The following is a 25,278-nucleotide window of genomic DNA, read 5'->3' as shown; positions in this document are numbered from 1 at the left end:
CGAACAGCAGGGGGCCGAGCCCGTTCGGGCCCGGCCCCCTCAGGGTATCCCCGTACAGGTCACCCCGGACAAAACACCTGGTGAACGAGCCCGTCAGGCCGTGCTCACCACGCCCTCACCTCACTCGACTCAGGCGGCGCCCAGGACGACGTCGACCGTGCTTTCCTTGCCGTCGCGCTGGTAGGTGACCTTGATCCGGTCGCCCGGCGCCTTGCTGGTGATCAGTGCGACCAGGTCGGCGCGGCCCTCGATCGGCTTGCCGTCCACGGCGGTGATGATGTCGCCGGGCTTGAGCCCCGCCTGGTCGGCCGGGCCGCCCTTGGTCACCGGGTCCGAGCCCTGGTCGGGCTGGGTGGCGATCCGGGCTCCGTTGCCCTGGTAGGTCACGTCCATCAGGATGCCGATCCGGGCCCGCTTCACGGTGCCGGTGTTGATGATCTCCTCGGCGGCCCGCTTGCCGGAGTTGATCGGGATGGCGAAGCCCAAGCCGATGTTGCCGCTCTGCTGGCTCTCGCCGCCCAGCCCGCCACCGCCAAGGGTGGCGATGGCCGTGTTGATGCCGATCACCTGGCCCCGGCCGTCGACCAGCGGTCCACCGGAGTTACCCGGGTTGATGGCCGCGTCGGTCTGGATCGCGTTGAGCAGCCCGCCGTCGGATCCACCGCCGCGGGTGGGCACCGGCCGGTTGAGCGCGCTGACGATGCCGGTGGTCACCGAGCCGGCCAGCCCCAGCGGGGAGCCGATCGCGATGACCGGGTCGCCGACCGCCAGCTGGTCGGAGTTGCCGAGCGTCAGCGCCGGCAGGTTGTGCGTGGTTTCGGGCTTGAGGACCGCGATGTCGAAGCTGGCGTCCTGGCCCTTGACCGTGGCCCGTGCGGTCTTCTTGTCGTTGAAGACGATCTCGATCTGGTTCGCGTTGTCCACCACGTGGTTGTTGGTGATGATGTAGCCGCCGTTGACGATGAAACCGGTGCCGGACCCGCCGCTGCCACCGCCCGACATCGCCTTGATCGTGACCACGCTGGGCAGCACCCGCTGGGCCACACCCGCCACCGAGTCCGGCGGCCGGTTCTTCGCGGCCGTGCCGCCCGGGCTGCCGGAGAGGTTGACCCCGCCGTCCTGCTCCGGACCGCGGTCGGCGGCGATCACGCCGATGCCCGCGCCGAACGCCCCGGCCACCAGGGCCACGACGAGCGCCATCACGGCGAACACCCCGATCCCGGGGCCCGACCGCGACACCGGCGGCGGCGCCGGCACCGGAGCCCAGTTGGGCCGGCCCGGCCCGCCGAAGCCCGCCCCGGGGGGAGCGGCCGGCGGCGCGCCCATCGGCATCGCGCCCGCCGGCGGGGGCGGCGCGGTGGAGATCGGGGGCCCCGCGGGCGGCGGCGGTTGCTGGTGCGGCGGGGGCTGCTGGTGCTGGTTCTGCGGCGGCCACCCGTACGGCGCCGGCCGCTGCCCGTGCTCCTGGTCGTAGGGGACGAATCCAGGCCGGGCCCGGGGCGGCTCACCGGGAAGGGGCTGTGGGCCGGACGGCGACGGCTGGCCGGAGACCAGTAGCCGGTCGGACGGCGGGTCGGCGAGCCGGCCGGAGGGCGGCTCGCCGGGGACGTCCGGCGGGGCGAAGCCCGGGTCCTCGGGGGAGCCGTCGGCGGCGGGCTCGGCGGGAGTGTTCTCCGCGGACCGGGGCTCGCGGTCATCGCCGGCGGGTCCGCGGCTGTCTTCCGTCATTCCCCGTCTCTCCTCGCGAACATGGTTTCTGTCATCTCAGCCCATCGTGCCCAGCACCGGATGTGCTGAGCATAAGACGCGCCGTTAGCCAAAAGGGTTCAACAAGGATCCCAGACGCACGGCGCCGCGGCGCATCCGTGCCCAAAATCCGACCGCTTGATCAGGGAGCGCGAAGACCACCTGGTCGGCGGCCGTCTGGGGAGCGTCGGTCAGGACCGTGTACACGTGACCGGAGTCGGCCCACACCGTCCAGCGCCGCGGCGCGTCGCGCTGGAAGACCGTGCGCCCCCGCTCCTCGACCTTGCGCCAGCCACCCATCTTGCGCTCGTCCAGCCGGCCACGCTGGATGAACAGCGAGACCGCGGCCAGGCCATCGGTGTAGGTGAGATGCAGCACGGGACCCGGTTCGGTCCGCCGGGCGTCCTGCAGGGTCAGCCGGCCCGGCAGGGCGGCGGGAACCTGCCAGCCCGCCCGGCGCAGCGCGCTCAGGGCGGTGGCGCCCAGCGGTGTCCCGGCCAGGTGGCCGCCCGACCGGGACCCGGCCAGCCGGACCGCCCGAACCGCGGTGATCCGCAGGTCGTAGAAGCCGGTGCTGCTCACCGCGCGTCCCCGCTCGTCCAGCAGTTCGCGGTGGAGCATCAACCCGGTCCCGCGGTCGAGCCAGAACCGGCCGGCGGGCGTGCCGTCGGCACGGCGCGCCTCGACCACCTGGGCCGGCCGGCCGCAGATCGAGTCGTCGGCCGCGCGCACCAGCGTGTAGTTCCGGGTCAGCAGGTCGAGCGCCCTGGGCGAGAACCCGGACAGCCCGCCGGGGAACTCGGTGTCGTCCGGGCGGTAGGCGCTGCCGCCGCGCTGCGCGACGGTCTGCCGGACGTGCAGCGTCGTTCCGGCGCCCGGCGTGTGCGAGACGTCCAGCAGCGAGGTGGCCGCGCCGTTCCTGCCCCAGGTCGTGACGAACTGCATGCCCTCGTAGGGCGTCTGGCGGGCCGCCGCAGCGGCGTCGCGCAGCAGCCGCAGCGCCCGGGAGTCGCCGGCGCGCCGGCCGTTGGCCGCGGCGTCACCGGGCACCACCCACAGCAGCATCACCGCGGTGGCCAGCCCTCCCACCGCCCACGTACCGCGCCGGGTGCAGCCGGCCTGGATCACGGCCCGAGCGCGGGCTCGACGGGGAGCGGCACATCCCCGGAGGTCTGGCCGTGTTCCACGGAGAACCGGTCGAAGGCGGGGACCACCGCCGGCATCGGCTCGGTGTCGGCGCCCGCCACGTACGAGGCCGTGCTGAAGACGACGGCCGCCGCGCCCACGGCGACATAAGCCCGGCGGCGGGCCGCAGCCCGGGCGGGCCGGCGCGCGGGACGCTGGTCGGGCGGACGCCGGACGGCACCGGCCGGGACGGGACGCCGGGTGCGGCGCGGGGAGCGCACCGGCTGCGGGGCCGGGACGTCCATCGCGGCCATACCGGTCAACCTGCTCATCAGATCGGCCGAGGGTGCGGCTTCGTCAGCGGTGCCGAAGGAGCGCAGCCTGCCCTTGAGCCGGCGCAGCGTCTCGGCCTCGGTCCTGCACTGCTGGCAGGACGCGAGGTGGGCGAGCGCGCGGTCGCGCTCGTCGTGGTCGAGTTCGCCGTCGACCAGTGCGGTCAGACGCTCCCCGAGATGGTTCACGCGGTCCCCTCGTCAGCGGCCCGCGGCCGCGTCCGTCGTTCTGCCGTACCGGGCGGCGCGCCGGCGCGCCCCTCCTCCATCACCCCGTGACGGCCGGTCGCCGGGGTGCCCGATGTTCCAGCGCCGCCCGCAACTGGGCCCGGCCGCGGTGGATGCGGCTGCGCACCGTACCGAGCTTGACCCCGAGGGTGGCGGCGATCTCTTCGTACGAGAGCCCCTCGATGTCGCAGAGCACCACCGCGGCGCGGTACTCCGGAGCCAGCGCGTCGAGCGCCGACTGGACGTCCGCGTCGAAGCTGCGATCGTCGAAGAGCTGGGCCGGGGTGGGCTCGCGGCCCTGCAGCCGGTCGGCCGCGTCGTCGGCCAGCCCCTCGAACCGGATCCGCTGCTTGCGGCGGGCCATGTCGAGGAACAGGTTCGTGGTGATCCGGTGCAGCCAACCCTCGAACGTGCCGGGAGTGTAGTTGGACAGCGATCGGAACACCCGGACGAAGACCTCCTGGGTGAGGTCCTCAGCATCGTGCGGGTTGCCGGTCAGCCGGTAGGCGAGCCGGTAGACCCGGGCCGAATGCTCCCGTACCACCTCATCCCACGACGGAGGCGTCCAGGTCGCCTCCGGAGCGTGCTCACGGTCTCGCGCGGCCGCTCCCCCTCGGTATGCAAGCGCTGCCACCACCATGGTGCCGGGTATCCCTTCCATGCCGCATCGGAACGGCTCGGTCGCGCCTGGGCTGGGCGGTCAGTGATCCGACATTCCTTTCAACGCCGCGGAACACGCCCTGGTTCCCGGGCAGCGATAAGGTTCCTCCCTGTCAGAGGCGATCTGCGGCCGGCCCGGCCCGGCCGCCCGGTTCGGAGTCTCGCAGGAGGCAGTCATCGACGCGGTCCAGGCCACGCTGGCCTATGTTGAGGATTTCCTGCCCGAGGACGAACCCCTCCTGAACGCCCGTAGCCGCGGCGAGGAGGTCGGCGCGGTCCCGATCAGCCCGGCCGGCGGGGCGACCCTGCGGTTCGTCGCCGCCCTGATCGGCGCCCGCACCGTGGTCGAGGTCGGCTCCGGCTGCGGGGTGTCCGGCATCTGGCTGCTCCGCGGGATGCGCGGGGACGGGGTGCTGACCAGCGTCGACGTCGATCAGGAGAACCAGCGGCTGGCCCGGCAGGCGTACGCCGAGGCGGGCCTTCCCACCGGCCGGGCCCGCATGATCCCCGGCCGGGCGCTCGAAGTGCTGCCCCGGCTCACGGACGGCGCCTACGACATGGTCTTCTGCGACGCGGTCAAGCAGGAATACCCCGAGTACCTGACCGAGGCACTGCGGCTGCTGCGTCCCGGCGGGGTGGTGGCGTTCGACAACGCGCTCTGGCACGACCGGGTCGCCGACCCCTCCCGGCAGGACCCCGACACGGCCGCGATCCGCGAGGTGGGCCGGGCGATCCGCGAGGACGACCGGCTGGTGCCGCTGCTACTGCCGGTCGGCGACGGGCTGCTCTGCGCCCTCAAGCGCGACCGGTGAGCGGCGCCGCGGACCCGGCCACCTTCCGGGTGACGACCCGCTTCAACTGGAGCACGGCCGGGCACCTGCTGGCCGCCGTGCTGCTACTGGCCTCCTCCGCGGCCTTCGTCAGCGGCGGGGTGATGGCCCCCTTCGGCGTCGCCGGCACGGTCTTCGTGGTGCTCGGCGGAATCGGGCTGGTCTTCTTCGGGTTCGGCGTGCTCTCCGCCACCGGACGGCTGTTCGGGCTGCGGGCGGTGCTGGAACTCGACCCCGACGGAATCCGCCGGCCGGCCGCCTGGCCGCTGCCGCGGCGGGCCGACCGGGTACTGCCCTGGGACGAGCTGTCGGGGCTGTGCGCCCTGGCCCGGGGCGTGGGCAAACGCGGCACCGCGCGGAACTACCTGGTCTTCCTGCCCGGTGCGGAGACGGTCGAGGCGGTGCGCGACGCCGGACGGCCGGAACTGGTCGCCCTGACCCTGCCCGAAACCGCCCTGGGCGCCCGCACCGCCCCCTGGTGCTTCGCGGTCGAGCCCGCCTGGACCGCCTCGCTCACCGAGATCGTGAAGGCGACCCGCGAACGCCGCGAGGTCCCCTTCCTCGACCGCCGCAAGAACTGACGGCCCCGGCTCAGGCGGTGTTCGCCGCCGCCCTCACCTCACTCGGTCGCTCCACGGACCACTCGTCCCTCGCGGGCCGCTCCGCTCCCTCCCTCGGCTCAGGCGGTGTTCGCCGCCGCCACCGTGGTGAGCCAGTGCAGCAGCAGCCGGGTGCCGAAGCCAGTAGCGCCGCGGGAGATCTCCGCGTCGTCGGAGGTGGCGCGGGCCGGGCCCGCCACATCGAGATGCGCCCAGGTGCGCTTGCCCACGAACTCGCGCAGGAACAGCGCGGCCATGATCGCTCCCCCGCCGAAGCCGCGTCGCTCGATGTTGGCCACGTCGGCGACGTCGGAGTCGATGGCCACGCGGTAGTCCTCGACGATCGGCAGCCGCCACAGCGGCTCGCCGGTGGCCGCCCCGGCCTCGGTCAGCGCCGTCGCCAGCGCGTCGTCCGCGGCGAACAGCGCGCCGTGCCGCAACCCCAGCGCGACCTTGGCGGCGCCGGTCAGGGTGGCCACGTCGACGATCAGGTCGGGGTCGAGTTCGGCGTCCGCGTAGGCCAGCGCGTCGGCCAGGACCAGCCGGCCCTCCGCGTCGGTGTTGAGCACCTCGGAGGTCTTGCCGCCGTAGTGGGAGATCACGTCGCTGGGTCGCATGGCCGAGCCGGAGAAGGAGTTCTCCGCGCTGGGGACCAGACCGGTCACCCGGGCCCGCACGCCCAGCGCCGGCAGCGCCGCCAGCACCGACATGACCACGGCACCGCCCGCCATGTCGGTCTTCATGGTCTTCATGTTGTCGGTCGGCTTCAGCGACAACCCGCCGGTGTCGAAGGTGATGCCCTTGCCGACCAGCACCACGTGCGGGCCCTCGACGCCCTCGGGGGCGTGGGTCAGCTCGATCAGCCGGGGCGGCCGGGGCGAGCCCGCGCCGACCGCGATCAGCCCGCCGAAGCCCTCGGCGCGCAGCGCCCGCTCGTCCCGGACCCGGATGCCCAGACCGGCGTCGGCGGCCAGTTCGGCCGCCCGCTCGGCCAGCCAGGCCGGGCCCTTCTCCAGCGACGGGGTGTTGGCCAGGTCACGTGCCCGGACCGTGGCCCCGGCGGTCAGCGCGCCCCGTTCCAGCGCCGCGGCGTCGCCGGTCACCACCGCAACCGTGGCGGGGGGACGCCGCTCCCCGGGCTCACCGATCCGGAACCCGTATCCGGCCAGCAGCGCACCCTCGGCGAAGGCCGCGAGGTCGCCCGCCGGGGCGGCCACGGCCAGGGCCGACCGCCCCCTGGCCCGCCGGACCAGCGCGGCCCCGGCCCGGCGCAGCGCGCCCGGTGAGCCGTCGCCCACCCCGTACAGCAGCACCTCGCCCACCCTGTCACCAGCACTGTCACCGGCACCGAGCGACACCGGAACGGCGGTGATCTCACCCGCGCCGCCCCGGGCGCCGTGGTAGGTCAGCAACGCCGGGGCGTCCAGCGGCAGCACGTCCGCAAGCGCCTCCGCCTGGGCAGGGTCGGGTTCGGCACCGCCGTCACCGGGACGGACGGGGACCGCCATCAGCTCCGCGGACACGGCCTCGGCTGCGCGCCGGAGCGGCCCCTCGACCGCGTGGAGCCGGGTCTCGACTGGCATGGTGGTCTCCTCAAGTGACGCTCCGGGCACCGCCGTGCGGGCGGGCGAAGCACGAAAGTCGGCAAAGGCCCAACAAAGGCCTGGTAACGGCAAGGGTCCCGGCGCCCGCGCCGGGACCGTCACCACCGTCTGGAGCCGGTACCGTCAGCCCACGACGTTCTTGAGCGCGTCGCCCAACTCGCTCGCCTCGTCTGCGGACAGCTCGACGACCAGTCGCCCACCGCCCTCCAGCGGGACACGCATGACGATTCCGCGCCCCTCCTTGGTCACTTCGAGCGGACCGTCTCCCGTCCGCGGCTTCATCGCCGCCATGCGTGCATCCCCTTCCTGCCTAGGGCCGCGTGGGGCCGTCGGACAACCTGAGGCCGACGTGGCCGCGTGGCCGCCTGTCGCATCCGCATCATCAGTAGTTGTTCATTATCCCGTCTTCCGGGCGCGAAGTGGTAACGATCAGCGCCTGGGATCGGTAGACGACGACCGGACTCGACGTTCCGCGGCCCTCCTCCGCACGAAACCTCCACCGCCGAGCGCGGGCACCGCATCGCTTCACCGCTGGTCAGCGCCAAACTCGAAAGCCGGTCAAACGTGGTCGCCACCACGGGCCCGCCGCCGCTCCTCGGCACGGGCCTCCTCGGCCGATCCGGGCCTGCCCCTCCGGCCTGACCTCCTCGGCCACCGCACGGGCCGCTCCCCCGCTCCGCTCCGCTCGCCCGCGGGCCGGCTCTCCGGTCGCCCCGCTCGAACCCGCACGGTCGTTACCCGAGCCGCCCGGCCGGCTCCGCGCCCTCGCCCGATTCGGCGGCAGAGTGCGCGCCGCGGCGGTGGCAGCCGGTCAGGTGGTCGTCGACCAGCCCGCACGCCTGCATCAGCGCGTAGGCGGTGGTCGGCCCGACGAAGCGGAACCCGTTCTTCTTGAGCTCTTTGGCCAGCAGGGTGGAGCCGGGGGTGAGCGTGGGCACATCCGCCAGGGTGGCGGGGGCGGGGGCCTCGGGGTCGGCGTACCGCCAGACCAGTGCGGCCAGCCCGCCGGGCAGGTCGAGGGCGGCCCGGGCGTTGGCGACGGTCGCCTCGATCTTCGCCCGGTTGCGGACGATGGCGGTGTCGGCCAGCAGCCGCTCGACGTCCTCGGGCCCGTAGCCGGCGACCTGGTCGGGGTCGAACCCGGCGAAGGCCTTCCGGAACCCCTCGCGTTTGCGCAGGATCGTCAGCCAGGACAGCCCGGACTGGAACGCCTCCAGGCACAGCCGCTCGTACAGCCCCTGGTCGTCGCGGACCGGGCGGCCCCACTCCTCGTCGTGGTAGGCGATGTACTCGGGTGCGGAGACTCCCCACGGGCAGCGCGCCAGCCCGTCGTCACCGATGACCGCGGTGCTCATGCGCCGTTCCTACCGCACCCCACCGACAGAACCGGCCGCCGCGAGCCGGGCCAGGCGGCGCAGGCCGACCCGCATGAAGAAGCGCGCCGGGGGGCCGATCACCAGCCAGCCGATCCGGCCCAGCACGCCCAGCGGCAGGTCCAGCCGCTCGGCCCACACGATGGTGCACCCGCCGGCCGGCAGCGGCCCCAGTTCGAACCAGGCGTCGCCGCGCACCAGCCGGCCGGTGTGCTTGACGGCCACCCGCCGGCCGGGCCGCCACTCGGTGATGGTCATGGTGTCGAGGAAGCCGATCGGGCCCACACCGGTCCAGCCCGACACCTCGGCGCCCACCTCGTGGCCGCCCTCGGCGCGGGTGAACGGCATCCACTCGCCGTGCCGCTCCCAGTCGGTCAGCACCGCGAAGACCTGCTCGGGCGAGGCGGTGGAGGTCGCGTCGGCCGCCACCGTCACCGGGCTCATCGCGGTTCTTCCGCGGCCGGTGCCACCCGCTCGGGCTCCTCGGCGGTCTCGGCGTCGCCGGTTTCGGCGCCGGCGGGGCCGTCCGCCTTCTTCCAGGGGCTCGCCGGGACGGCTCCGCTCCACCACGGGCCGGACCTGGGCTCCTCCCAGGGCAGCGGCTCGTCGGTCGCCCCGCCGGTCTCCAGCCGGTGCCGCAGTTCGGCCACCTGCCGTTGCAACGCCTCGACCCGGGCGTCGCGCTCGACCAGCGCGTCGGTCAGCGCGTGCAGTGCCTCGTCGGTCGCCCCGCTGTGGTAGCCCCACAGCCCGCGGGGCAGCCGCCACAGCTCGGCCTGGATGCCGGCGACCGACCCGTCCGCGAAGTCCAGCGGCGGGTAGTCGGGGCCGGCGTCGGTGAGCTCACCGCCCCGGCCCATGGCGAGCACGACGACCGCGGCCAGCACGGACGCTCCTGCCAGGATCAAGGCAACGATCACGATCAGCACTGCGGACCACTCCCCGGGACGGCTCTCCCTACGATCGTCCCATGGTCACGCGCGTGGAGTTGCGGCTCGGGTCCCGAGTGTTCGATCGGGACGACTTCGTCATCTGGTGTGTTCCCGGTCCGGAGGGCGGCGACGTCCCCGAGGACGCCGATCTCGCCGGTGGTCCCGGCGGTCCCGTGCGGGCGCGGAGCGCTTCCGGTCCGGGAGCCGAGTTGCTGGTCGGCGACGATCTCGCCGAGCGGGCCGCGGCCCTCGGGGCCGGGCTGGTCTGCGCCGATCCCGGGCGGGCCCGCGCGCTGGGGGTCCGCGCGGACGGCGTCGTCGCCGACGCCGGTACGGACCCCTCGGCCGCCCGGGTCACGGAACTGGTCGCCACCGGTCTCCCGGTGTGCGTCGCCGCCGGCCCGGCGGGGAAGGCCGGGTCGGCGGCGCTGGCGTCGCTCGCGGTGTACGCGTGGCTGGGAGCCCGGGTGTTCCGGGTGGGCGCCCCGGACGTCCGGCCGGCACGCCAGGTGCTCGACATGGTCGCCTCGATCCGGGGCACCCGCCCGCCCGCGGTCTCCCGCCGTGGTCTCGCCTAGTGGGGGAAGCGGTTCCAGGGGCCCTGGATCGCGAAGGTGACGCCCGGGGACTGGCGGTTGGCGTAGAGCGTCTTGCCGTCCTCGGAGAACGTCACGCCGGCGAACTCGCTGTCGTTGAAGGCGTTGCGGGCGAAGGGGAAGGCCTCCCCGTCGCGGGTGGCGCCGACCAGGTACTGCTCGCCGTCGCCGTCCTCGGCCAGGATCACGCCGCCGCCGTAGGGGGAGACGGTGATGTTGTCGGGCGAGTCGAACTGGCCGCCGGGCTTGAAGATCAGCTCAAGCTCCAGGGAGTTGCGCAGCGGGTCGTACTTCCACACCTGGCCGGCGTGGTCGGCCGCCGCGCCGGAGCCGCGCTCGGCGTAGCTGGCCACGAAGTAGACGCAGCGGTGGCCCCACCAGACACCTTCGAGCTTCTGGCTGCGGGTGATCTTGTCGAACTGCTTGCGGGTGGAGACCGTCGCGGCGGACGGGTCGGGCACCGGCAGCCAGCGCACGTTCCGCAGGACGGTGCCCGGCTCCTGCACCGCCGACAGGTCCGGCACGTCGGGGACGTACATCGCCTCCAGCGTGCCGCCGGCCTGGTAGCTGTGGTAACCGCCGCGGTGGGCGCGGGGCTTGAACCGGTAGAACAGCCCGAACGGGCCGCTGGCGTCCTCGGTGAGGTAGCAGATGTTGGTGCGCGGGTCGATGCCGACCGCCTCGTGCGCGAACCGGCCCAGCGGCTTGATCGGCTCGGGGCGGGTGTGCCTGCCCTGCGGGTCCACCTCGAAGACCCAGCCGTGCGTCTTGGTCTGGGCGCTGAAGCCCTCGGTCTCCTCGCAGGTCAGCCAGGTGCCCCAGGGGGTGCGGCCGCCGGCGCAGTTGGTCGCGGTGCCGGCCAGGCTGACGTACTGGTTCACCAGGTCGCCGTCCCGGTCGAGCTCCAGCGTGGTGGTACCGCCGAAGGCGGCGGGGTCGTAGACCAGGTGGGCGGGCGCGACCGGCTTGGTGCCGCTGCCGCCCTGCTCGTGGTTGCGGACCAGCAGGGTGTTCTTGTGCTTGCCGGCCCGGAAGGCCGCCATGCCGTCGTGCTTGCCGGGGACGGGCTGGCCAGGGGCGATCTCCTCGCCCTCGGCCGAGAACACCTTGTACGTGAAGCCCTTGGGCAGGTCGAGCACGCCCTCGGGGTCGGGGATCAGGGGGCCGTAGCCGCCCTTCACGCCGTGGCCATGGCCGTGGCCGTGGCCGGGCCCGTGGGTGCCGGCCTCGGCCGAGGTCGCGAAGACGGTGTCGAGGCTGCCGGCCAGGGTGATGGACAGCGCGGAGGCGGTACCACCGGCCACGAAGCCGCGGCGGGAGACGTCCATATCGGTTGGACTCCTTGCGTCAGAGGTGAAACACGCCGAAGATTCCGCACCGATCTGAACGCGAGGTATCAGCGATCAGACGATCGCCCCAACCAGTATTAGAACGTTCTAAACCACGCTATTCCCCCGGCGGCCCCGCGACGGCCTCGGTGTAGTCCTCCGCGGTGGCCTCGATCCGGGGCTGGGTGCGCTCCAGCAGGTCGAAGGCCTCGGGCACCGAGTCGGTCCAGCCCACCGCGTCGAAGATCTTCGGCCGGGCGAAGCCCTGGTCGGCCAGGCCGGTCATCAGGTCGCGCAGCGGGTCGTACACTCCCCACGGGTCCAGGATGACCAGCGGCTTGTCATGCATGCCGAGTACCCGGGCGGTCCAGATCTCGAACAGCTCCTCCAGGGTGCCCAGGCCGCCGGGCAGCACCAGGAACGCGTCCGAGCGGCGGTCCATCTCACCCTTGCGGCTGCGCATGTCGGGCGTGACGATCAGCTCGTCGTTGTCCTCGTCGGAGATCTCCACGCTGACCAGCCCCTCGGGGATCACCCCGACCGTGCGGGCCCCGCCGGCCCGCGCGGCACGGGCGACCTCTCCCATGCACGACACCGTGGCGCCGCCGCTGACCAGGGTGTGCCCGCGGCGGGCCAGCTCGGCGCCGGTCTCGGCGGCCAGGTCCAGGTAGCGCCGGTCGATCCGGCTGCTGGACGCGCAGAAGACGCAGATCGCCCGGCCCATCAGCTGCCGTTCCCTGCGGTCTCGGCGGTGGCCCGGGCGGCGGCCGCCTCCTCGCGCTCGCGGGCGGCGGTCTCGTGCGCCTCCCGGATCACCTGGATGACCTCGTCGGGGTCGTCGGTGAGGTGGATCAGCTCCGGGTCGGTGGGCGAGATCTTGCCGGCGGGCAGCATGGTGGCCTTGATCCAGTCGAGCAGCCCGCCCCAGTAGTCCGTGCCGACCAGCACGATCGGGAACCGGGTGATCTTTCGGGTCTGCACCAGGGTGATCGCCTCGAACAGCTCGTCGAGGGTGCCGAACCCGCCCGGCAGCACCACGAAGGCCTGCGAGTACTTGACGAACATGGTCTTGCGGACGAAGAAGTAGCGGAACTCCAGGCCGACGCCGACGTACTCGTTCATCTCCTGCTCGAAGGGAAGCTCAATGCCGAGCCCGACCGAGACCCCGCCGGCCTCCTCGGCGCCCTTGTTGCCGGCCTCCATGATCCCGGGGCCGCCGCCGGTGATGACCGCGTAGCCCGCCTCCACCAGCTTGGCGCCGATCTGCACGCCGAGCTCGTACTCCTCCGAGCCCCGCGGGGTCCGCGCCGACCCGAAGACGCTGACCGCCTTGCCGAGCTCGGCCAGCAGCCCGAAGCCCTCCACGAACTCGGCCTGGATCCGCAGTACCCGCCACGGGTCGGCGTGCAACCAGTCGCTCGGCCCCCGCTCGTCCAGGAGCCGTTCGTCGGTGGTGGTCTGCGGGACGGCCTTGCCCCGCAGCATCACGGGGCCCTGCCGGTGCTTGCGGGGGTTCACTTCGGATTCCATGCGCCCCAAGGTAGCCAAGCGACCCGCCCCGCGCCCCCCGATATCCAGGTCACACGGAACGGATCTTCCCCGGTCAGACGGCCACCGGCACCCGCCCGGCCACAACCCCTCGGAAGGACGAGAAAGCAGCCGATGCGAAGCGAGGCGGTCCGGGAGCGGCGCCCGCGTCGTCTGGACTGAGGAGTGGTGAAGATCGTAAGGTACGAGCGATCTTCACCGTGACGAGGGAAGACGACGCGCCGAAGGCGCCGCGACAAGCGCGAGGAACGAGCGCCAAGCTAACAGAGCCACATGCGCATGCGGGCTTCGCAGTCGTGGATGAGCGGGATCTCGACGTACTCGTCCCGGGTGTGGGACAGCGGCGGGTCGCCGGGGCCGTAGTTGACCGCGGGGACGCCGAGTTCGGCGAACCGGGACACGTCGGTCCAGCCGAGTTTGGCCCGGGGGGTGCCGCCGATGGCGGAGACGAAGGCGGCCGCGGCGGGGTGGGTGAGGCCGGGCCGGGCGGCGGGCGCCGCGTCGACCACCGTGACCTCGAACCCGGCGAAGAGCTCGCGCAGGTATGCCTCGGCCTGCGCCAGGGACTTGTCCGGCGCGAACCGGTGGTTGACGGTGACCACGCACTCGTCGGGGATCACGTTGCCGGCCACCCCGCCGCGGACGAACACCGCGTTCAGCCCCTCGTGGTACTCCAGCCCGTCCACCACGGGGCGGGCGGGCTCGTAGCCACGCAGGACGTCGAGGATGCGTCCGGCGGTGTGGATGGCGTTGGAGCCCATCCAGGCCCGGGCGCTGTGCGCTCGCTCGCCGCGCGCGGTCACCTCGACGCGCATGGTGCCCTGGCAGCCGCCCTCGATCTCGGCGTAGGTCGGTTCCATCAGCACGGCGAAGTCGCCGTGCAGCAGTTCGGGGCGGGTCTCGGCGAGCCGTTTGAGGCCGTTGCGGTCGGCTTCGACCTCTTCGCACTCGTAGAAGACGTAGGTGACGTCCCGGCCGGGCTCGGGCAGGGTGGCGGCCAGCCGCAGCGCCACGGCGACGCCGCTCTTCATGTCGGTGGTGCCGCAGCCGTACAGCCGGTCGCCGTCCACCCGGGACGGCAGGTTGTCGTTGACCGGGACGGTGTCGACGTGCCCGGCGATCACGACCCGTTCGGCGCGGCCCAGCGAGGTGCGGGCGATCACGGAGTCGCCGTCGCGTTCCACGGTGAGGTGCGGCAGCGGGCGCAGCGCGGCCTCGATCGCGTCGGAGAGCGGTTTCTCCGCGCCGCTCACCGACTCGATGTCGACGATCTCCGCTGTCAGCTCCGCCACGTCCGAGAACAGGTCAAGGCCCATGTCAGCCGAGCCTAGCGCCCCGGGACCGGTCGGCTCCGGGGCGCGGGCGATCCTGCTTCGTCAGGTTTCGTCAGGTGTTGACGCCGTGGTCGCGGAGGATGTCGTTGAGGGCGGCCTTGTCGTGCCGCTGCCCCTCCTCCAGCCGCTTGAGGATCAGGACGCACGGCAGCCCGAAGGTGCCGCCGGGGAACTCCTTGGGACGGGTGCCGCCGACGGCCACGCACCAGTCGGGGATCCGGCCGCGGCTGATCTCCTCGCCGGTCTGCACGTCGATGACCGGCATGGACGCCGACAGGTTGGTGCCGGAGCCGACGACCGCGCCACGGCCCACCCGGGCGCCCTCGACGATCATCGAGCGGCTGCCGATCATCGCCTCGTCCTCGATCACCACCGGGACGGCGTTCGGCGGCTCCAGCACCCCGCCGATGCCGACCCCGCCGGACAGGTGCACGTTCTTGCCGATCTGGGCGCAGGACCCGACGGTGGCCCAGGTGTCGACCATGGTGCCGGAGTCGACGTAGGCGCCGATGTTGGTGAAGGACGGCATGAGCACCACGCCGGGGGCCAGGTAGGCGCCCCACCGGGCGATCGCGCCCGGCACGACCCGGACGCCGTCGAGCCGGCTCTTCAGCGGGATCCGGTCGTGGTGGTGGAAGTCGCCGACCTGGGCGCGCACCATGCCGAGGACCTTGAAGCTCAGCAGGATCGCCCGCTTGGCGCGCTCGTCGACGACCACCTCGTCGGTGCCGGGGTCGACCCGCGCGACCCGGGCCTCGCCGGAGTCGATCTGGTCGACGGCGGCCACGATGGCGGCCCGCGCGTCGCCGTCGTCCGGGGTGAGCTCGGCCCGCTTCTCCCACAGCTCGTCGATGAGCGCGGAGATCGGGCTGGTGAACGTTTCGGTCATGGACGTGAAGCTTAGAGGCCGTACGGACGGGAGGGGTGCGCGGATGCCGGTACGGTTTTGTCGTGGGTCGCTGGAGCGGAGGCGGGGCGCGGGCCGCCGGAGCCTCGTTGGTCGTCGTCCTGGTGCTGGGGCTGGGCGGTTACGCGCTGTACTCGTATGCCCGCCCCTACCTGCACGGGTCGAACTGCGAGGTGCGCGGCGTCGACGGGGTGATGCCGCTCGACCTGGAACAGGCCGCCAACTCCGGCACGATCGCCGCGGTGGCACACCGCAAGAACCTGCCCGAGCGGGCCGTGGTGATCGCGTACGCCACGGCGATCCAGGAGTCGCACATCCGCAACCTGCCGGGCGGCGACCGCGACTCGGTCGGCATCTTCCAGCAGCGCCCGTCCCAGGGCTGGGGCCGGATCGACCAGTTGCGCGACCCGGTCTACTCCACCAGCAAGTTCTACGACTCGCTGGTCAAGGTGAAGGACTACCTCGACCGCGACCTGCACGACGCCGCCCAGCGGGTGCAGCGCAGCGCCGACGGCCGCGCCTACGCCCCGCACGAGGGCAAAGCCAAGATCATCGCCGAGGGTTACACCGGCCGCCGCCCCGCCGCGGTGCGCTGCTGGTTCACTCCTCGCAAGCGGACGGAGCCGCGCCGCGCCGAGGCCGTCCGCGAACTCCGCCGCGCCTTCGGCAGCAGGCTCCCCGCCACCGGCGGCACGGTCCGCGTCCCCCACACCCGCGCCGGCTGGGCGGTGGCCTCCTGGGCGGTCTCCCACGCCCAGGCGTTCGGCCTCACCGAGATCCAGTACGCCGGCAAGCACTGGCGCGCCGACCACGGCCACGACGGCTGGACCGACCACTCGGACGCCCCGGCCGACCGCGTCGTCATCCGCTGACCCCTGCCCGACGGAGACGGTTCGCGCACTGCTCTCCTGACCTGATCCGGCCTCTGCCGGAACCGGCCCGGGACGGCCTAAGCCGTCCCAGCTCACCCCGCCGACCCGCCCAGAAGCCCGCCACCTGGCACAAGCGCCTGCGCCGGTGATCGTTGAGGATGGGTGGGGTTGGAGCCCCACCCATCCTCAACGATCACGAGGGCAAGGGGCCAGAGGCGGGCGTTGGTGGTACCGCCAGGGGCTGCCGACCTCACTTTGGGACAGACCTTAGGGATGTCAGCCGCGCAACCAAGCAGACCCACCCCTGCCCATCTCACATCACGGCCAACAGCAACATGGCTGATCCTTCAGCTTCCAGGGCGCCATAGTGCACCGGATGCTGAAGGATCAGCCATACATGGCGAGAGCGCTGGTCAAGCGCTTTGGGCTACAGATCTAGTTCGCCACGCTTCACTCGTGTCAGCAGTTCGGCGAACAACTCCTGCCGGAACTCCAAGCGATCGCCGTCTGGATTCTTGGAGTCTCGGACCCAGACCGCATCGGCCGATTCGGCCAGTTCCACACACGCATCGTCGTTCCCGCCGCCCGTGTAGGAGCTCTTACGCCAGTTGATGTTCATGTGGCCTCGCAGGGGGACTCAGGTGGACATCCAAGTACTACAGGTCGAGTTCCCCGTGCTTCACCCGCGTCAACAGATCACTGAACGACTCCCGCCGGAGCTCCAGCCGGCAACCGTCTGGGTTCTTGGAGTCCCGGACCCAGACCGCATCGGCCGATTCGGCCAGTTCCACACACGCATCGTCGTTCAGCCCGCCGCTGTAGGAACTCTTGCGCCACTTCATCACTCGTACATCCTCAGAGTCTGCTCAACCAGTTTTCTCGAGTCATCCCGAGAAAGGGCCAATGCCCCGATCTGATCGAACCGTACTCCTAACGTCGAAGCTTCGGTACCAGCCTCAATCAAGCGTCCACCGATCTGCGCCACCGCATAGGCGACGCACCTGTCACCCACCTGGTAGATCTGGAAAGCCCCGTCGTGGCCTGGGTGTGGACCGACGGATCTGGCCACGATGCGAATCGAAAATCGCGGGTCATCCATGATTTCAAGGAGCCGTTGTAGCTGGCCACGCATGACCCCGTCGCCACCGATCGGACATTCGAGGACTTCCTGATCAAGAAGAACCCACAAGAACGGCGGATCGTCCCGCCGCAAGATCTCCTGGCGCTTCATACGTGACTTGCTTTCGGCCTCGACCTCCCTTGTACGCCCCGCCGCCCACAGAATGGCCTGCGCATACTCGGGAGTCTGCAACAGGACTGGGATCGTCTTGCCGTGGTAGACCCTGATCGCGTCGGCGCCCTCTTCGTACTGCACGAACTGGCGGAACCAGTCGGGATCGTGTCCGGTGCGGGCGTACCAGGCCAGCCGTTCGAAGTGGCCGCCGGTGTTCCACGCCTGGTCGAGGCGGGTCAGGTACTCGTCCTTCGGCCGCAGCCGCCCCGCCTCCCAGTTGGATACAGTCCCCCGCGCGACCCTGGCGACCAGTCCGGTCTGGGCGAGCGACAGGCCCCGCTGGGTTCGGTAGAACCACAGGTCGAAGGCGAGCCAGGCCCATAACGAGGACTTCGGGTCGATCGACTCTCTGACGCTCATCGCTCACCCACAGGTGTCTCGAAGGTCTCCGAATGCACGGCACGCTACACAATGAACGCGGACAGTGAGGGCAAGTTCCCCAACTTCAGGACGGCCTTCATGAACGACCTCGCTTCGCCCTCCCACCCCCGCGACCTGCGGCTGACCCTGCTGGCCGAGCCCTCCTCGGTGGTGCTGGCGCGGGAGATGGTCCGCTACGCCCTCACCGGATGGCGTTACGAGCGCGACCTCGTCCACGACTCCATGCTCGTGATGAGCGAGATCGTCACCAATGCGGTGGTCGCCGCCCGGGGCCGGCGTATCCGGCTGCGCTGCGCCGTCCGCGACCGCGCGCCGCTGCTGGAGTGCTGGGACCCCTCCCCCGCGCTCCCGGTCCGCCGCGACGCCCCCGGCACCGCGGAGTCCGGCCGGGGGCTCGCGATCGTCGCGGCCTGCGCCAAGGAGTGGGGCACCCGCCCGGCGGCCACCGGGCGGGGCAAGGTCGTCTGGGCAATGATGCCCGGGTGACGTCGCGGCGGCCGCCTCACCCTTGGCACAGGAATCCCACTGTTTCCAGACCTTCGGTGCGGTAGAGGCGTTCGGCGGCGCTGCCGATGGACGCCTGGAGAACTTTGGCCTCGGCGCCCGATCGCCAGCCCCAGGCCATGGAGGCTCGCCAAAGACGCCGTCCGTGACCGCGTCCCCGATACGCCGGATGGACGGCGAAGTAGGCCGGTGGCTGGATCATGCGCCGATCCGGGCCGGGCAGGACGGACAGCGGACCGACGGCTCCGATGATTCGGCCATCCGCCACCGTGACCAGTACCGGCCCGTCCCGGTGCCCCGCCTTCATCCGTTGGCAGAGGAACTGGAAGCCCTCCGGGCCGATCTCGTCGGCGAACGCCCCGAAGGTGTCGGCGCCCGCGCTGTCCTCCAGCTCGTCGACTCCGGCGACGGCCTGCTCGTCGGCGTCGGTGAAGGTCTTCACCATGAGACGAGTCCGAGCATGGTCAGGCCGTTCGGAGAACCAGATGATCCGGTGTCCGGCCTCCGCGCCGTGCTCATGAGCGAGTGCCTGGCCGAGCTTTCCCAACTCGGCGAGGGCGGGGTCGTGCCGGGCATAGTGATGAAGTTTGATCAGCCCCCCGCCGCGAACGGACATCGTGGGGACGATCGTGAAGTCCGGCTGGTGCACGATCGCGTCCACCAGCACCCGCTCGTCCTTCGTCGCCGACCAGCGCCGGTCCTTGTCGTACGGCAGGAAACGGCCGGAGTCCGCAACGGCCAGCACATCTTCGAACACCTCTGCCGAGACCGCTCCAGGGTGAACAGGACCTAGTGCCGGAACGTACGGGGCGCGCATCACGGGCCCCAGCCAGTCCCATCGCAAACGCATGCCACGCAGGTTAGCGACGGCGTGACGGGTGAGGGCCTCGGACGCAGAAGCCGTCCGAGGCCCTCATCCGATTCGTACATCAGAACGGGTTGTCGTCTCCGGCCGCGCACGAGCACACGTTGCCCGCCGACAGTTCGTCCACGTCGGCCACGATCGTCACGTCGAGCGGCTCGATCGTCACGGGCACGACGGATACCGGCGATGGGAGCTTCTGTGTAGTCATCCGGTCACCTCCTCTCCAGGTCTCTCGCGGTGCTGGCAGTAGGTGGCCAAGTGCGCCTTGGCCTTGCGGTAGAGCTGCACCAGGGGCATGCAGGTCCCGCAGGATCCCTGTAGCCCGCAACCGGTGCAGCCGCCCTGCCGTAGCAGCAGGGAGTCGGCGATCGCGCCGAGGCGGGAGAGTCCCTCGACGCCCTCCTCGGTGAGGTCGATGTTCGGTTCACGGCCGATCTTGCAGATGGACGCTCTGCCGAACGGATCGACGTGGAAGAACGTGTGGCCGGCGTTGCAGCCGGTGAACGGTCGGCGTTCACGCAGGTGGGCGGCGGACTGTGTGGGGAGGGTCTCGTCCCCACCGTAGATCGTCGGGACCATGTTGGTGTACTCGTCCATCGGCACTCCGAGCCGATCCGCAAGTGCTCTCATCCGGCCGACCTCGTGCGCGTTGTGGTGCGTCACGATCATCGAGAGGGAGAGCGGAAGTCCCGCCTCGTGCGCGGCCATCAGACCTTTCATGAACAACCGGTACGCGCCTTTGCGCCGGGTGAGGCCGTCGTAGCTCGCCTCGGTCGCGCCATAGACGCTGAGTGTGATCCGGCCGGGTGGCCTGCCGGCCAGCAGGTCGAGGATCTTCGGCAGGAACAGCCTCGATCCGTTAGACAAGATCGTCAGCATCATGCCCTGGTCGTAGGCCGCGGTGTAGGTGTCGGTGAACAGCCGGTCGATCATCGGCTCGCCGCCTGTCAGCTGGAGCCACAGCACTCCGGCGTCCCGAAGAACGCCGAGCAATCGTTCCCGCTGCTCCCATTCCAGTCCGGCGAAGTCCTTGATCCCGAGGTAGCAGTGCTCGCAGTCGTAGTTGCAGCCCAGGTTCAGCTCGTACGAAGCGCGGCCGTAGCCGAGTCCGGAATCCTGCCGGACCAGCACCGTGGGAACGAGCGGTCTGCCCGTGAGATCGAGATCCCACGCCTGCCGGGCGGCATCCGCCAGCCACCGGGGGCACGGGTCGGCCGGTTCTCTCTCGGTGAGTTCTCGGAACCGAACCGCGGGAATGGTCGCACCGGCCTTTCGGCCGGGCCTCACCAGGACATACCTGCCCAGGAAGGGGCTCGCGATCAGCTCATGCGCGTTCATGCGCAGGTGACGGGTCGGTCGTCGAACCTGCGGCGATCGAGAGAAAACATGGGTGCCTCCAGCGGCCAGGGTCGAGTGCGTTATCTCGACACTGACCGGGACCGTCCGCCGGAGGCCAGAAATCTGACGGCTTTTGACACCTGGAACTCTGTGCAGGCCGCCCCGCAGCTACAGCCGGTATTCCCCGTGCGGGGTCGCCCGTTCCCACACCAGCTCAAAGGCCGCTACAACCTGGGAGACGACACGAGGGTCGGTGGTGTATTCGAGCTCGTCGGTATCGGTACCGTCACCCGCGTTGAAGTTCCATCGGACCAAGCGCTGGTCGAACATCCACAAGTCCGCACCGGGCAGGAAGAGGTCGAAGGCCCGACGCCGCGGCAACCAGCGGACTTCCTCGCCTGCCTTGATGTTCTTATCGGTGACCGAGTGCAGGAACCGGGCGCAGTCGCTGAGCGGCTCCGACACCACACGGGCACGCCGTACCCGGACCCCGCGCTCCACGGCCGATCCGATCAGGCCGGTCCAGCGCTCCCAGCTCTCGTCGTCCACCCCACCATCGCCACCGGCCTGCCAGTCCAGGAACTCCGGATCTTGCGGATCGTAGGTGTCACGCAACTCCAGATGGACCGCCGAGTGCTTGGTGTTCGCCAGGAGTTGGGCGAACGTCGGCTCACCCGGACCGCTCCGTCCTCGCTCGTAGCCGTCAAGGGCTTCCCGGATCATGGGCGCCATGCGGGCCGGAAGCCACACGATCCGCTCGTCGGCGGCCACCGTGCCATGCTCAGCAAACCTCGCCAGAAGCGCCGGATCGTCCACTTTCTTCCCTTGGAAGAAGAAATCGCCGGTATCCGGATCCATGAACACCGCCGGGCACTTCTCGTTCTTGGATTCTGGATCGGATCCGACGAAATCGAAGTCACGCATGTGGCCCTCCCCTAGGGTCGCGCTGCTCCACACCGACCTTCACTCGACTCCCCCTTGCGGGTCAAGCGCCTGAAGCGCCGCCATGATGAGGGCGGACGCACGGGTACCGACCACCGCGAGACCGAAGAGGCGTTCCCATGCCTCCATGTACATCCGGATCTCATACGGCTGCGTGACAGTGAGATAACCCGATACCAACTCCACGCTGACCATCCGGCTGTCGAAGGCGGAGAACGACTCTTCTGGGCACACGCCGACACGATCAGCGTCCTGCGGGATCACACCGAAGACCACCGTGGGCCAGGACATCATGGCCAAAAGGTGGCGAAGCTGGTCAGCGTGAATTTCGACCGGAGCGGGACGGAATCGAAGTACTGCCTCCTCCACCACGAAAAGCCATCGGGCATCCGGTCGCCGGAGGCACGCCTGTCTTCTCATCCGTTCTTCGACGGCCTCGGCAACGTCGTCCAACTCCAGGTGCTGCTCTCGCCGCGCCTGCTCCAGGTAAGCCGTCGTGATCGCCCGTGTCTGGAGCAGCCCGGGGATCACCTTGGTCTGGTAGACCCGATGGACTCTCACTCGTTGGTAGTCGTCCCGAACCGACTCCTGAACCAGCCTCAACCCACCCCGGTTCGCCTCCCGATAGGTCACCCACATCCCGGCCACCGCGGCCTGCTCGGCAAGCAGTTCCGCTGTGAGCCGCGGCGAAGCCCCGCAGATCCGGCACCACAGCCGCACGTGATCCGCGCTGATCGTCCGACGGCCCCTCTCGATCATCGAAACCAGGGACGAGTCCCGCCACCCGGCCTCTGCGGCGAAACGCACCCCGGTGATGCCTCGATCCACACGCATCTGACGGAGCCGCCCCCCGAGACGCTGCCGGGCGGCCTGCGCGGACGAAGAAGGCGAAGCAGGCATCGCCGCTATCTTCGCAAGCGTCACGCGCCGATAGCCGCAACGCTGACGATCTTTGACACCTCGCACCTCTATACGCCCGCAGGCGAAACGAGCCGAGATCGGTAAGGCCACCCCGCAGACGGCCCCGTTGCCGTGCCGGGAGTAGTGCTCAGACGCCGAGGGAGCGGCCGATGATCTCCTTCATGATCTCGGTGGTGCCGCCGAAGATGGTCTGGATGCGGACGTCCTGGTACGCCTTGGCGATCGGGTACTCGGTCATGTAGCCGTAGCCGCCGTACAGCTGGACGCAGCGGTCCACGACCGACTTGCACAGCTCGGTGTTCCAGTACTTGAGCATGGCCGCGTCCTCGGGGCTCAGCTCGCCCGCGTTGTCGGCCAGGATGCACTGGTCGGTGAAGGCCCGGGCCACAGTGATCTCGGTCTTCATCTCGGCCAGGGTGAACCGGTTGTGCTGGAACTTGCCGATGGGACGGCCGAACGCCTCGCGGGTCTTGCAGTACTCCAGGGTCTGCTCGAACGCGGTCTCGGCGCCGGTCAGCGCGGTGGCGCCGATGGACAGCCGCTCGCGGGCCAGGTTCTGCATCAGGTAGATGAAGCCCATGCCCTCCTGGCCGAGGAGGTTGGCGGCGGGCACCCGGACGTCGGTGAAGAACAGTTCGGCGGTGTCCTGGGCGTGCATGCCGACCTTGTCGAGGTTGCGGCCGCGTTCGAAGCCGGCCATGCCGCGCTCGACCACCAGCAGGCTGACGCCCTTGGCCCCGGCGGACGGGTCGGTCTTGGCGACCACGATGACCAGGTCGGCGAGGATGCCGTTGGAGATGAAGGTCTTGGAGCCGTTCAGGACGTACTCGTCGCCGTCCTTGACCGCGGTGGTCTTGATGCCCTGCAGGTCCGAGCCGGCGGCGGGCTCGGTCATCGCGATGGCGGTGATGAGCTCGCCGGAGCAGTAGCCGGGCAGCCAGCGCCGCTTCTGCTCGTCGTTGCTCAGCCGGTTCAGGTAGACGCCGTTGATGTCGTTGTGGACGGCGAAGCCGGGGCCGTGCCCGCCGGCCCGCGCCATCTCCTCGTTGAGGATCAGGTAGTAGCGGTAGTCGGGGTCGCCGCCGCCGCCGTACTCCTCGGGGATGTCGATGCCCAGCAGCCCCTGCCGGCCGGCGGCCAGCCACACGTCGCGGGAGACGACCCCGTCCTTCTCCCACTGCTCGTGGTGCGGGGTGACCTCCTTCTCGATGAAGGACCGCACCATGTCGCGGAACGCCTCGTGCTCCGCAGTGAAGATCTCGCGCCTCATCTGGGGCCCTCCTGGACGTAAGTGGTTACTGATATCAGGATAGTGCACCACATATCGGTCGGGTAACCCGAGGTCACACCGTTGCGCACGCGGACCGGACGGGCCGCTAGAGGTCGCGCCACTCCTGGCGCTGATAGTCGATCAGCTTCGGCTCGACCAGGGTGTTGACCTGGACGTCGCGGTTCCGCAGGTCCTTGCCGAACACCGCCGCGGCGCGCAGCACGTCCCCGTCCAGGAACCGCAGCCCGGACACGCCGCCGTCCACCGCCAGCGGCGGCGGGCTCCCGGACGCGGTGGCCAGCACGTAGCCCCAGTCGCCGAAGCTCGGCACGTCCACGTGGTACGGGGTGGTCGCCAGCCCGGCCGCGCGGACGGTCTTGTCGATGCACCAGAACGACTTCGGCGCGAAGAACGGTGAACCCGACTGCACCACCATCCGGCCGCCGGGCGCTAGCGCCCGCTTGGCCAGCCCGTAGAACTCCACCGAGTAGAGCTTGGCGGTGGGCACGTCGTCGGGGTCGGGCATGTCCACGACGATCGCGTCGAACCGCTCCCGCTGCGCGCGCAGCCAGCCGAACGCGTCGGCGTTCACCAGCCGGACCCGGGGGTCGTCGAAGGCGCGGCCGTTCAGCTCGGCCAGCTCCGGATAACGCCGGGCCAGGTCGGTCATCTCGGGGTCCAGTTCGACCAGCGTGACGGCCCGGACGTCCCGGTACCGCAGGATCTCGCGCAGCGCCAGGCCGTCGCCGCCGCCCAGCACCAGCACCCGGCCGCGCCCTTCCGGCGGACCGGACAGCGCGGGATGCACCAGCGACTCGTGGTACCGGTACTCGTCGATCGAGGAGAACTGCAGGTCGCCGTTGAGGAACAGCCGCAGGTCGGGCCGGCCGGACAGCGCCACCGAGCGGGTGATGACGATCTCCTGGTACGGCGTCCGCACGGAGAACGCGATCGGGTCCTGGTAGAGCGCCTGCCGGGCCGAGACCTCGAAGCCGCCCGCCAGCGCGTACGTCCCGCCGAGCACCGCGAGCACCGCCGCCATCCCGGACCACAGCAGGACCCGGGCCGTCCGTTCGAGCTGGGCACGGAACAGCCACAACACCACCGCGATGCCCGCCACCGCGTTCACCGCGCCGACCAGCAGCGCGCCCTTGATGTGGCCGAACAGCGGCAGCAGGAAGAACGGGAACGCCAGCCCGCCGATCAGCGCGCCCACGTAGTCGGCGGCGAACAGGTCGGCGACCGCGCTGCCCGCGTCCTGCCGCCGGATGCGCTGCAGCAGGGTCATCAGCAGCGGGATCTCCGCGCCGATCAGCGCGCCCACCGCGAACGCCACGACCACCAGCACCGGCACGTAGACGTTCAGCCAGGCGAACGCCGCGTACAGCGCCAGCACCGACAACCCGCCGACCAGCGCCAGCGCGCCCTCCACCACCGCGAACGCGACCACCGGACGGCTCTGCAGCGGCTTGGCCGCCAGCGACCCGATGCCCATCGCGAAGACCATGACCGACAGCACGATCGCCGCCTGGGTGATCGAGTTGCCCATCAGGTAGCTGCCCAGCGCCACCAGCGCCAGCTCGTACACCAGCCCGCAGGCCGCGCACACGAACACCGCGGCGAGCACCAGCGCCCGGGCGGCCCGGGCGGGCAGCCGCAACGGCTCGACGGCGGGCTCGGTCACCGGCCCCTCCCCTCCGCGCGCGGACGATTCGCGCGGAAGGGTACGCCCATGACCGGACTGCTCCT

Annotated in this window: 29 protein-coding genes; 5 read left to right on the top strand and 24 right to left on the bottom strand. The window is 71.0% G+C overall.

What is annotated here, in order from left to right; all coding sequences use genetic code 11:
• Nucleotides 1–129: 129 nt before the first annotated feature.
• The 4 genes from DPM19_RS16210 to sigE form a co-directional block, all read right to left on the bottom strand.
• The gene (locus tag DPM19_RS16210) at nt 130–1,728 is read right to left on the bottom strand and encodes a S1C family serine protease (protein ID WP_111868365.1); all 1,599 of its coding nucleotides are present in this window, start codon (nt 1,726–1,728) and stop codon (nt 130–132) included.
• A gap of 84 nt (nt 1,729–1,812) precedes the next feature.
• Nucleotides 1,813–2,874, bottom strand: a complete 1,062-nt coding sequence (locus DPM19_RS16205) for a sigma-E factor regulatory protein RseB domain-containing protein (RefSeq protein ID WP_111868362.1) — start codon at nt 2,872–2,874, stop codon at nt 1,813–1,815.
• The gene (locus DPM19_RS16200; protein WP_111868359.1) at nt 2,871–3,392 is read right to left on the bottom strand and encodes an anti-sigma factor family protein; all 522 of its coding nucleotides are present in this window, start codon (nt 3,390–3,392) and stop codon (nt 2,871–2,873) included. The genes DPM19_RS16205 and DPM19_RS16200 overlap by 4 nt, the downstream gene beginning before the upstream one ends.
• A gap of 79 nt (nt 3,393–3,471) precedes the next feature.
• A complete protein-coding gene (gene sigE, locus DPM19_RS16195; RefSeq protein ID WP_111868356.1) occupies nt 3,472–4,071 on the bottom strand; it encodes an RNA polymerase sigma factor SigE in 600 nt (199 codons plus the stop codon).
• 196 nt (nt 4,072–4,267) lie between these two features.
• Between sigE and DPM19_RS16190 the strand changes: the two genes are divergently transcribed.
• Both DPM19_RS16190 and DPM19_RS16185 read left to right on the top strand, forming a co-directional pair.
• Nucleotides 4,268–4,903, top strand: a complete 636-nt coding sequence (locus tag DPM19_RS16190; RefSeq protein WP_111868353.1) for an O-methyltransferase — start codon at nt 4,268–4,270, stop codon at nt 4,901–4,903.
• On the top strand, nt 4,900–5,502 hold the full coding sequence (locus DPM19_RS16185; RefSeq protein ID WP_233510205.1) for a hypothetical protein: 603 nt from the start codon (nt 4,900–4,902) through the stop codon (nt 5,500–5,502). Before DPM19_RS16190 ends, DPM19_RS16185 begins: the two co-directional genes overlap by 4 nt.
• 98 nt (nt 5,503–5,600) lie before the next feature.
• On the opposite strand, the gene DPM19_RS16180 is transcribed toward DPM19_RS16185, so the two are convergent.
• From DPM19_RS16180 to DPM19_RS16160, 5 genes are all read right to left on the bottom strand, one after another.
• Nucleotides 5,601–7,103 carry a leucyl aminopeptidase gene (locus DPM19_RS16180; protein ID WP_111868350.1) on the bottom strand — a complete coding sequence of 501 codons (1,503 nt, stop codon included), beginning with the start codon at nt 7,101–7,103 and terminating at the stop codon, nt 5,601–5,603.
• A gap of 144 nt (nt 7,104–7,247) precedes the next feature.
• A complete protein-coding gene (locus DPM19_RS16175; protein WP_111868348.1) occupies nt 7,248–7,415 on the bottom strand; it encodes a DUF3117 domain-containing protein in 168 nt (55 codons plus the stop codon).
• A 443-nt stretch (nt 7,416–7,858) separates the two neighbouring features.
• Entirely contained in the window at nt 7,859–8,479 is a 621-nt protein-coding gene (locus tag DPM19_RS16170) for a DNA-3-methyladenine glycosylase I (protein WP_111868345.1), read from the bottom strand.
• A gap of 9 nt (nt 8,480–8,488) precedes the next feature.
• Nucleotides 8,489–8,941 carry an SRPBCC family protein gene (locus DPM19_RS16165; RefSeq protein WP_111868343.1) on the bottom strand — a complete coding sequence of 151 codons (453 nt, stop codon included), beginning with the start codon at nt 8,939–8,941 and terminating at the stop codon, nt 8,489–8,491.
• On the bottom strand, nt 8,938–9,417 hold the full coding sequence (locus tag DPM19_RS16160; RefSeq protein ID WP_146778893.1) for a SlyX family protein: 480 nt from the start codon (nt 9,415–9,417) through the stop codon (nt 8,938–8,940). Before DPM19_RS16160 ends, DPM19_RS16165 begins: the two co-directional genes overlap by 4 nt.
• 50 nt (nt 9,418–9,467) lie before the next feature.
• Here DPM19_RS16160 and DPM19_RS36295 point away from each other — a divergent pair, with 50 nt between their 5' ends.
• Nucleotides 9,468–10,007, top strand: coding sequence for a hypothetical protein (locus DPM19_RS36295; RefSeq protein WP_111868338.1), 540 nt, complete (start codon nt 9,468–9,470; stop codon nt 10,005–10,007).
• Here the strand turns inward: DPM19_RS36295 and DPM19_RS16150 are convergent.
• The 5 genes from DPM19_RS16150 to DPM19_RS16130 form a co-directional block, all read right to left on the bottom strand.
• Nucleotides 10,004–11,353 (bottom strand): alkaline phosphatase PhoX, encoded by a 1,350-nt coding sequence (locus DPM19_RS16150; RefSeq protein WP_111868337.1) that lies wholly within the window; start codon nt 11,351–11,353, stop codon nt 10,004–10,006. The genes DPM19_RS36295 and DPM19_RS16150 overlap by 4 nt on opposite strands.
• Before the next feature lie 118 nt (nt 11,354–11,471).
• Nucleotides 11,472–12,077, bottom strand: a complete 606-nt coding sequence (locus DPM19_RS16145; protein ID WP_111868335.1) for an LOG family protein — start codon at nt 12,075–12,077, stop codon at nt 11,472–11,474.
• A complete protein-coding gene (locus tag DPM19_RS16140) occupies nt 12,077–12,883 on the bottom strand; it encodes an LOG family protein (protein WP_111868333.1) in 807 nt (268 codons plus the stop codon). The genes DPM19_RS16145 and DPM19_RS16140 overlap by 1 nt, the downstream gene beginning before the upstream one ends.
• Nucleotides 12,884–13,161: 278 nt before the next feature.
• A complete protein-coding gene (gene dapE / locus DPM19_RS16135) occupies nt 13,162–14,217 on the bottom strand; it encodes a succinyl-diaminopimelate desuccinylase (protein ID WP_111868330.1) in 1,056 nt (351 codons plus the stop codon).
• Between the two features lie 70 nt (nt 14,218–14,287).
• A complete protein-coding gene (locus tag DPM19_RS16130) occupies nt 14,288–15,124 on the bottom strand; it encodes a 2,3,4,5-tetrahydropyridine-2,6-dicarboxylate N-succinyltransferase (RefSeq protein ID WP_111868328.1) in 837 nt (278 codons plus the stop codon).
• A gap of 62 nt (nt 15,125–15,186) precedes the next feature.
• Here DPM19_RS16130 and DPM19_RS16125 point away from each other — a divergent pair, with 62 nt between their 5' ends.
• Nucleotides 15,187–16,014, top strand: coding sequence for a hypothetical protein (locus tag DPM19_RS16125; protein WP_233510204.1), 828 nt, complete (start codon nt 15,187–15,189; stop codon nt 16,012–16,014).
• 427 nt (nt 16,015–16,441) lie between these two features.
• On the opposite strand, the gene DPM19_RS16120 is transcribed toward DPM19_RS16125, so the two are convergent.
• From DPM19_RS16120 to DPM19_RS16110, 3 genes are read right to left on the bottom strand one after another with little or no spacing between them, the layout of a single operon-like run.
• On the bottom strand, nt 16,442–16,633 hold the full coding sequence (locus tag DPM19_RS16120; protein ID WP_111868323.1) for a DUF397 domain-containing protein: 192 nt from the start codon (nt 16,631–16,633) through the stop codon (nt 16,442–16,444).
• A 37-nt stretch (nt 16,634–16,670) separates the two neighbouring features.
• Complete coding sequence (locus tag DPM19_RS16115) at nt 16,671–16,856, bottom strand: DUF397 domain-containing protein (RefSeq protein WP_111868321.1); 186 nt, start codon at nt 16,854–16,856, stop codon at nt 16,671–16,673.
• On the bottom strand, nt 16,856–17,668 hold the full coding sequence (locus DPM19_RS16110; RefSeq protein WP_111868319.1) for a helix-turn-helix domain-containing protein: 813 nt from the start codon (nt 17,666–17,668) through the stop codon (nt 16,856–16,858). Before DPM19_RS16110 ends, DPM19_RS16115 begins: the two co-directional genes overlap by 1 nt.
• 99 nt (nt 17,669–17,767) lie before the next feature.
• Between DPM19_RS16110 and DPM19_RS16105 the strand changes: the two genes are divergently transcribed.
• A complete protein-coding gene (locus tag DPM19_RS16105) occupies nt 17,768–18,175 on the top strand; it encodes an ATP-binding protein (protein ID WP_158566802.1) in 408 nt (135 codons plus the stop codon).
• A gap of 16 nt (nt 18,176–18,191) precedes the next feature.
• Here DPM19_RS16105 and DPM19_RS16100 read toward each other — a convergent pair whose 3' ends face one another.
• The 7 genes from DPM19_RS16100 to DPM19_RS16075 form a co-directional block, all read right to left on the bottom strand.
• Nucleotides 18,192–19,043 (bottom strand): GNAT family N-acetyltransferase, encoded by an 852-nt coding sequence (locus DPM19_RS16100; protein ID WP_146778892.1) that lies wholly within the window; start codon nt 19,041–19,043, stop codon nt 18,192–18,194.
• 79 nt (nt 19,044–19,122) lie between these two features.
• On the bottom strand, nt 19,123–19,266 hold the full coding sequence (locus DPM19_RS35740; RefSeq protein WP_199485106.1) for a hypothetical protein: 144 nt from the start codon (nt 19,264–19,266) through the stop codon (nt 19,123–19,125).
• Nucleotides 19,263–20,189, bottom strand: coding sequence for a radical SAM protein (locus DPM19_RS16095; RefSeq protein WP_233510203.1), 927 nt, complete (start codon nt 20,187–20,189; stop codon nt 19,263–19,265). Before DPM19_RS16095 ends, DPM19_RS35740 begins: the two co-directional genes overlap by 4 nt.
• Nucleotides 20,190–20,564: 375 nt before the next feature.
• Nucleotides 20,565–21,320 carry a DUF6879 family protein gene (locus DPM19_RS36290; protein ID WP_233510202.1) on the bottom strand — a complete coding sequence of 252 codons (756 nt, stop codon included), beginning with the start codon at nt 21,318–21,320 and terminating at the stop codon, nt 20,565–20,567.
• Between the two features lie 39 nt (nt 21,321–21,359).
• Nucleotides 21,360–22,262: a helix-turn-helix domain-containing protein gene (locus tag DPM19_RS16085; protein ID WP_111868310.1), complete on the bottom strand. Its 903-nt coding sequence runs from the start codon at nt 22,260–22,262 to the stop codon at nt 21,360–21,362.
• A 124-nt stretch (nt 22,263–22,386) separates the two neighbouring features.
• Nucleotides 22,387–23,529, bottom strand: coding sequence for an acyl-CoA dehydrogenase family protein (locus DPM19_RS16080; protein WP_111868307.1), 1,143 nt, complete (start codon nt 23,527–23,529; stop codon nt 22,387–22,389).
• 106 nt (nt 23,530–23,635) lie between these two features.
• Entirely contained in the window at nt 23,636–25,213 is a 1,578-nt protein-coding gene (locus DPM19_RS16075; RefSeq protein ID WP_111868305.1) for a polyamine aminopropyltransferase, read from the bottom strand.
• Between the last annotated feature and the right edge of the window lie 65 nt (nt 25,214–25,278).

The sequence above is a fragment of the Actinomadura craniellae genome (assembly GCF_003289645.1).
Taxonomy (GTDB): domain Bacteria; phylum Actinomycetota; class Actinomycetes; order Streptosporangiales; family Streptosporangiaceae; genus Actinomadura_D; species Actinomadura_D craniellae.
This window is presented reverse-complemented; position numbering and strand designations above follow the sequence as displayed.

Bases quoted from the DNA above. Each gene is read 5' to 3' on its own strand.
- DPM19_RS16210 (WP_111868365.1), bottom strand. From the start codon at position 1,728: ATGACGGAAGACAGCCGCGGACCCGCCGGCGATGACCGCGAGCCCCGG.
- sigE (WP_111868356.1), bottom strand. From the start codon at position 4,071: ATGGTGGTGGCAGCGCTTGCATACCGAGGGGGAGCGGCCGCGCGAGAC.
- DPM19_RS16180 (WP_111868350.1), bottom strand. From the start codon at position 7,103: ATGCCAGTCGAGACCCGGCTCCACGCGGTCGAGGGGCCGCTCCGGCGC.
- DPM19_RS16175 (WP_111868348.1), bottom strand. From the start codon at position 7,415: ATGGCGGCGATGAAGCCGCGGACGGGAGACGGTCCGCTCGAAGTGACC.
- DPM19_RS16170 (WP_111868345.1), bottom strand. From the start codon at position 8,479: ATGAGCACCGCGGTCATCGGTGACGACGGGCTGGCGCGCTGCCCGTGG.
- DPM19_RS16165 (WP_111868343.1), bottom strand. From the start codon at position 8,941: ATGAGCCCGGTGACGGTGGCGGCCGACGCGACCTCCACCGCCTCGCCC.
- DPM19_RS36295 (WP_111868338.1), top strand. From the start codon at position 9,468: ATGGTCACGCGCGTGGAGTTGCGGCTCGGGTCCCGAGTGTTCGATCGG.
- DPM19_RS16150 (WP_111868337.1), bottom strand. From the start codon at position 11,353: ATGGACGTCTCCCGCCGCGGCTTCGTGGCCGGTGGTACCGCCTCCGCG.
- DPM19_RS16145 (WP_111868335.1), bottom strand. From the start codon at position 12,077: ATGGGCCGGGCGATCTGCGTCTTCTGCGCGTCCAGCAGCCGGATCGAC.
- DPM19_RS16140 (WP_111868333.1), bottom strand. From the start codon at position 12,883: ATGGAATCCGAAGTGAACCCCCGCAAGCACCGGCAGGGCCCCGTGATG.
- dapE (WP_111868330.1), bottom strand. From the start codon at position 14,217: ATGGGCCTTGACCTGTTCTCGGACGTGGCGGAGCTGACAGCGGAGATC.
- DPM19_RS16130 (WP_111868328.1), bottom strand. From the start codon at position 15,124: ATGACCGAAACGTTCACCAGCCCGATCTCCGCGCTCATCGACGAGCTG.
- DPM19_RS16120 (WP_111868323.1), bottom strand. From the start codon at position 16,633: ATGAACATCAACTGGCGTAAGAGCTCCTACACGGGCGGCGGGAACGAC.
- DPM19_RS16115 (WP_111868321.1), bottom strand. From the start codon at position 16,856: ATGAAGTGGCGCAAGAGTTCCTACAGCGGCGGGCTGAACGACGATGCG.
- DPM19_RS16110 (WP_111868319.1), bottom strand. From the start codon at position 17,668: ATGAGCGTCAGAGAGTCGATCGACCCGAAGTCCTCGTTATGGGCCTGG.
- DPM19_RS16105 (WP_158566802.1), top strand. From the start codon at position 17,768: ATGAACGACCTCGCTTCGCCCTCCCACCCCCGCGACCTGCGGCTGACC.
- DPM19_RS16100 (WP_146778892.1), bottom strand. From the start codon at position 19,043: ATGCGTTTGCGATGGGACTGGCTGGGGCCCGTGATGCGCGCCCCGTAC.
- DPM19_RS35740 (WP_199485106.1), bottom strand. From the start codon at position 19,266: ATGACTACACAGAAGCTCCCATCGCCGGTATCCGTCGTGCCCGTGACG.
- DPM19_RS36290 (WP_233510202.1), bottom strand. From the start codon at position 21,320: ATGCGTGACTTCGATTTCGTCGGATCCGATCCAGAATCCAAGAACGAG.
- DPM19_RS16080 (WP_111868307.1), bottom strand. From the start codon at position 23,529: ATGAGGCGCGAGATCTTCACTGCGGAGCACGAGGCGTTCCGCGACATG.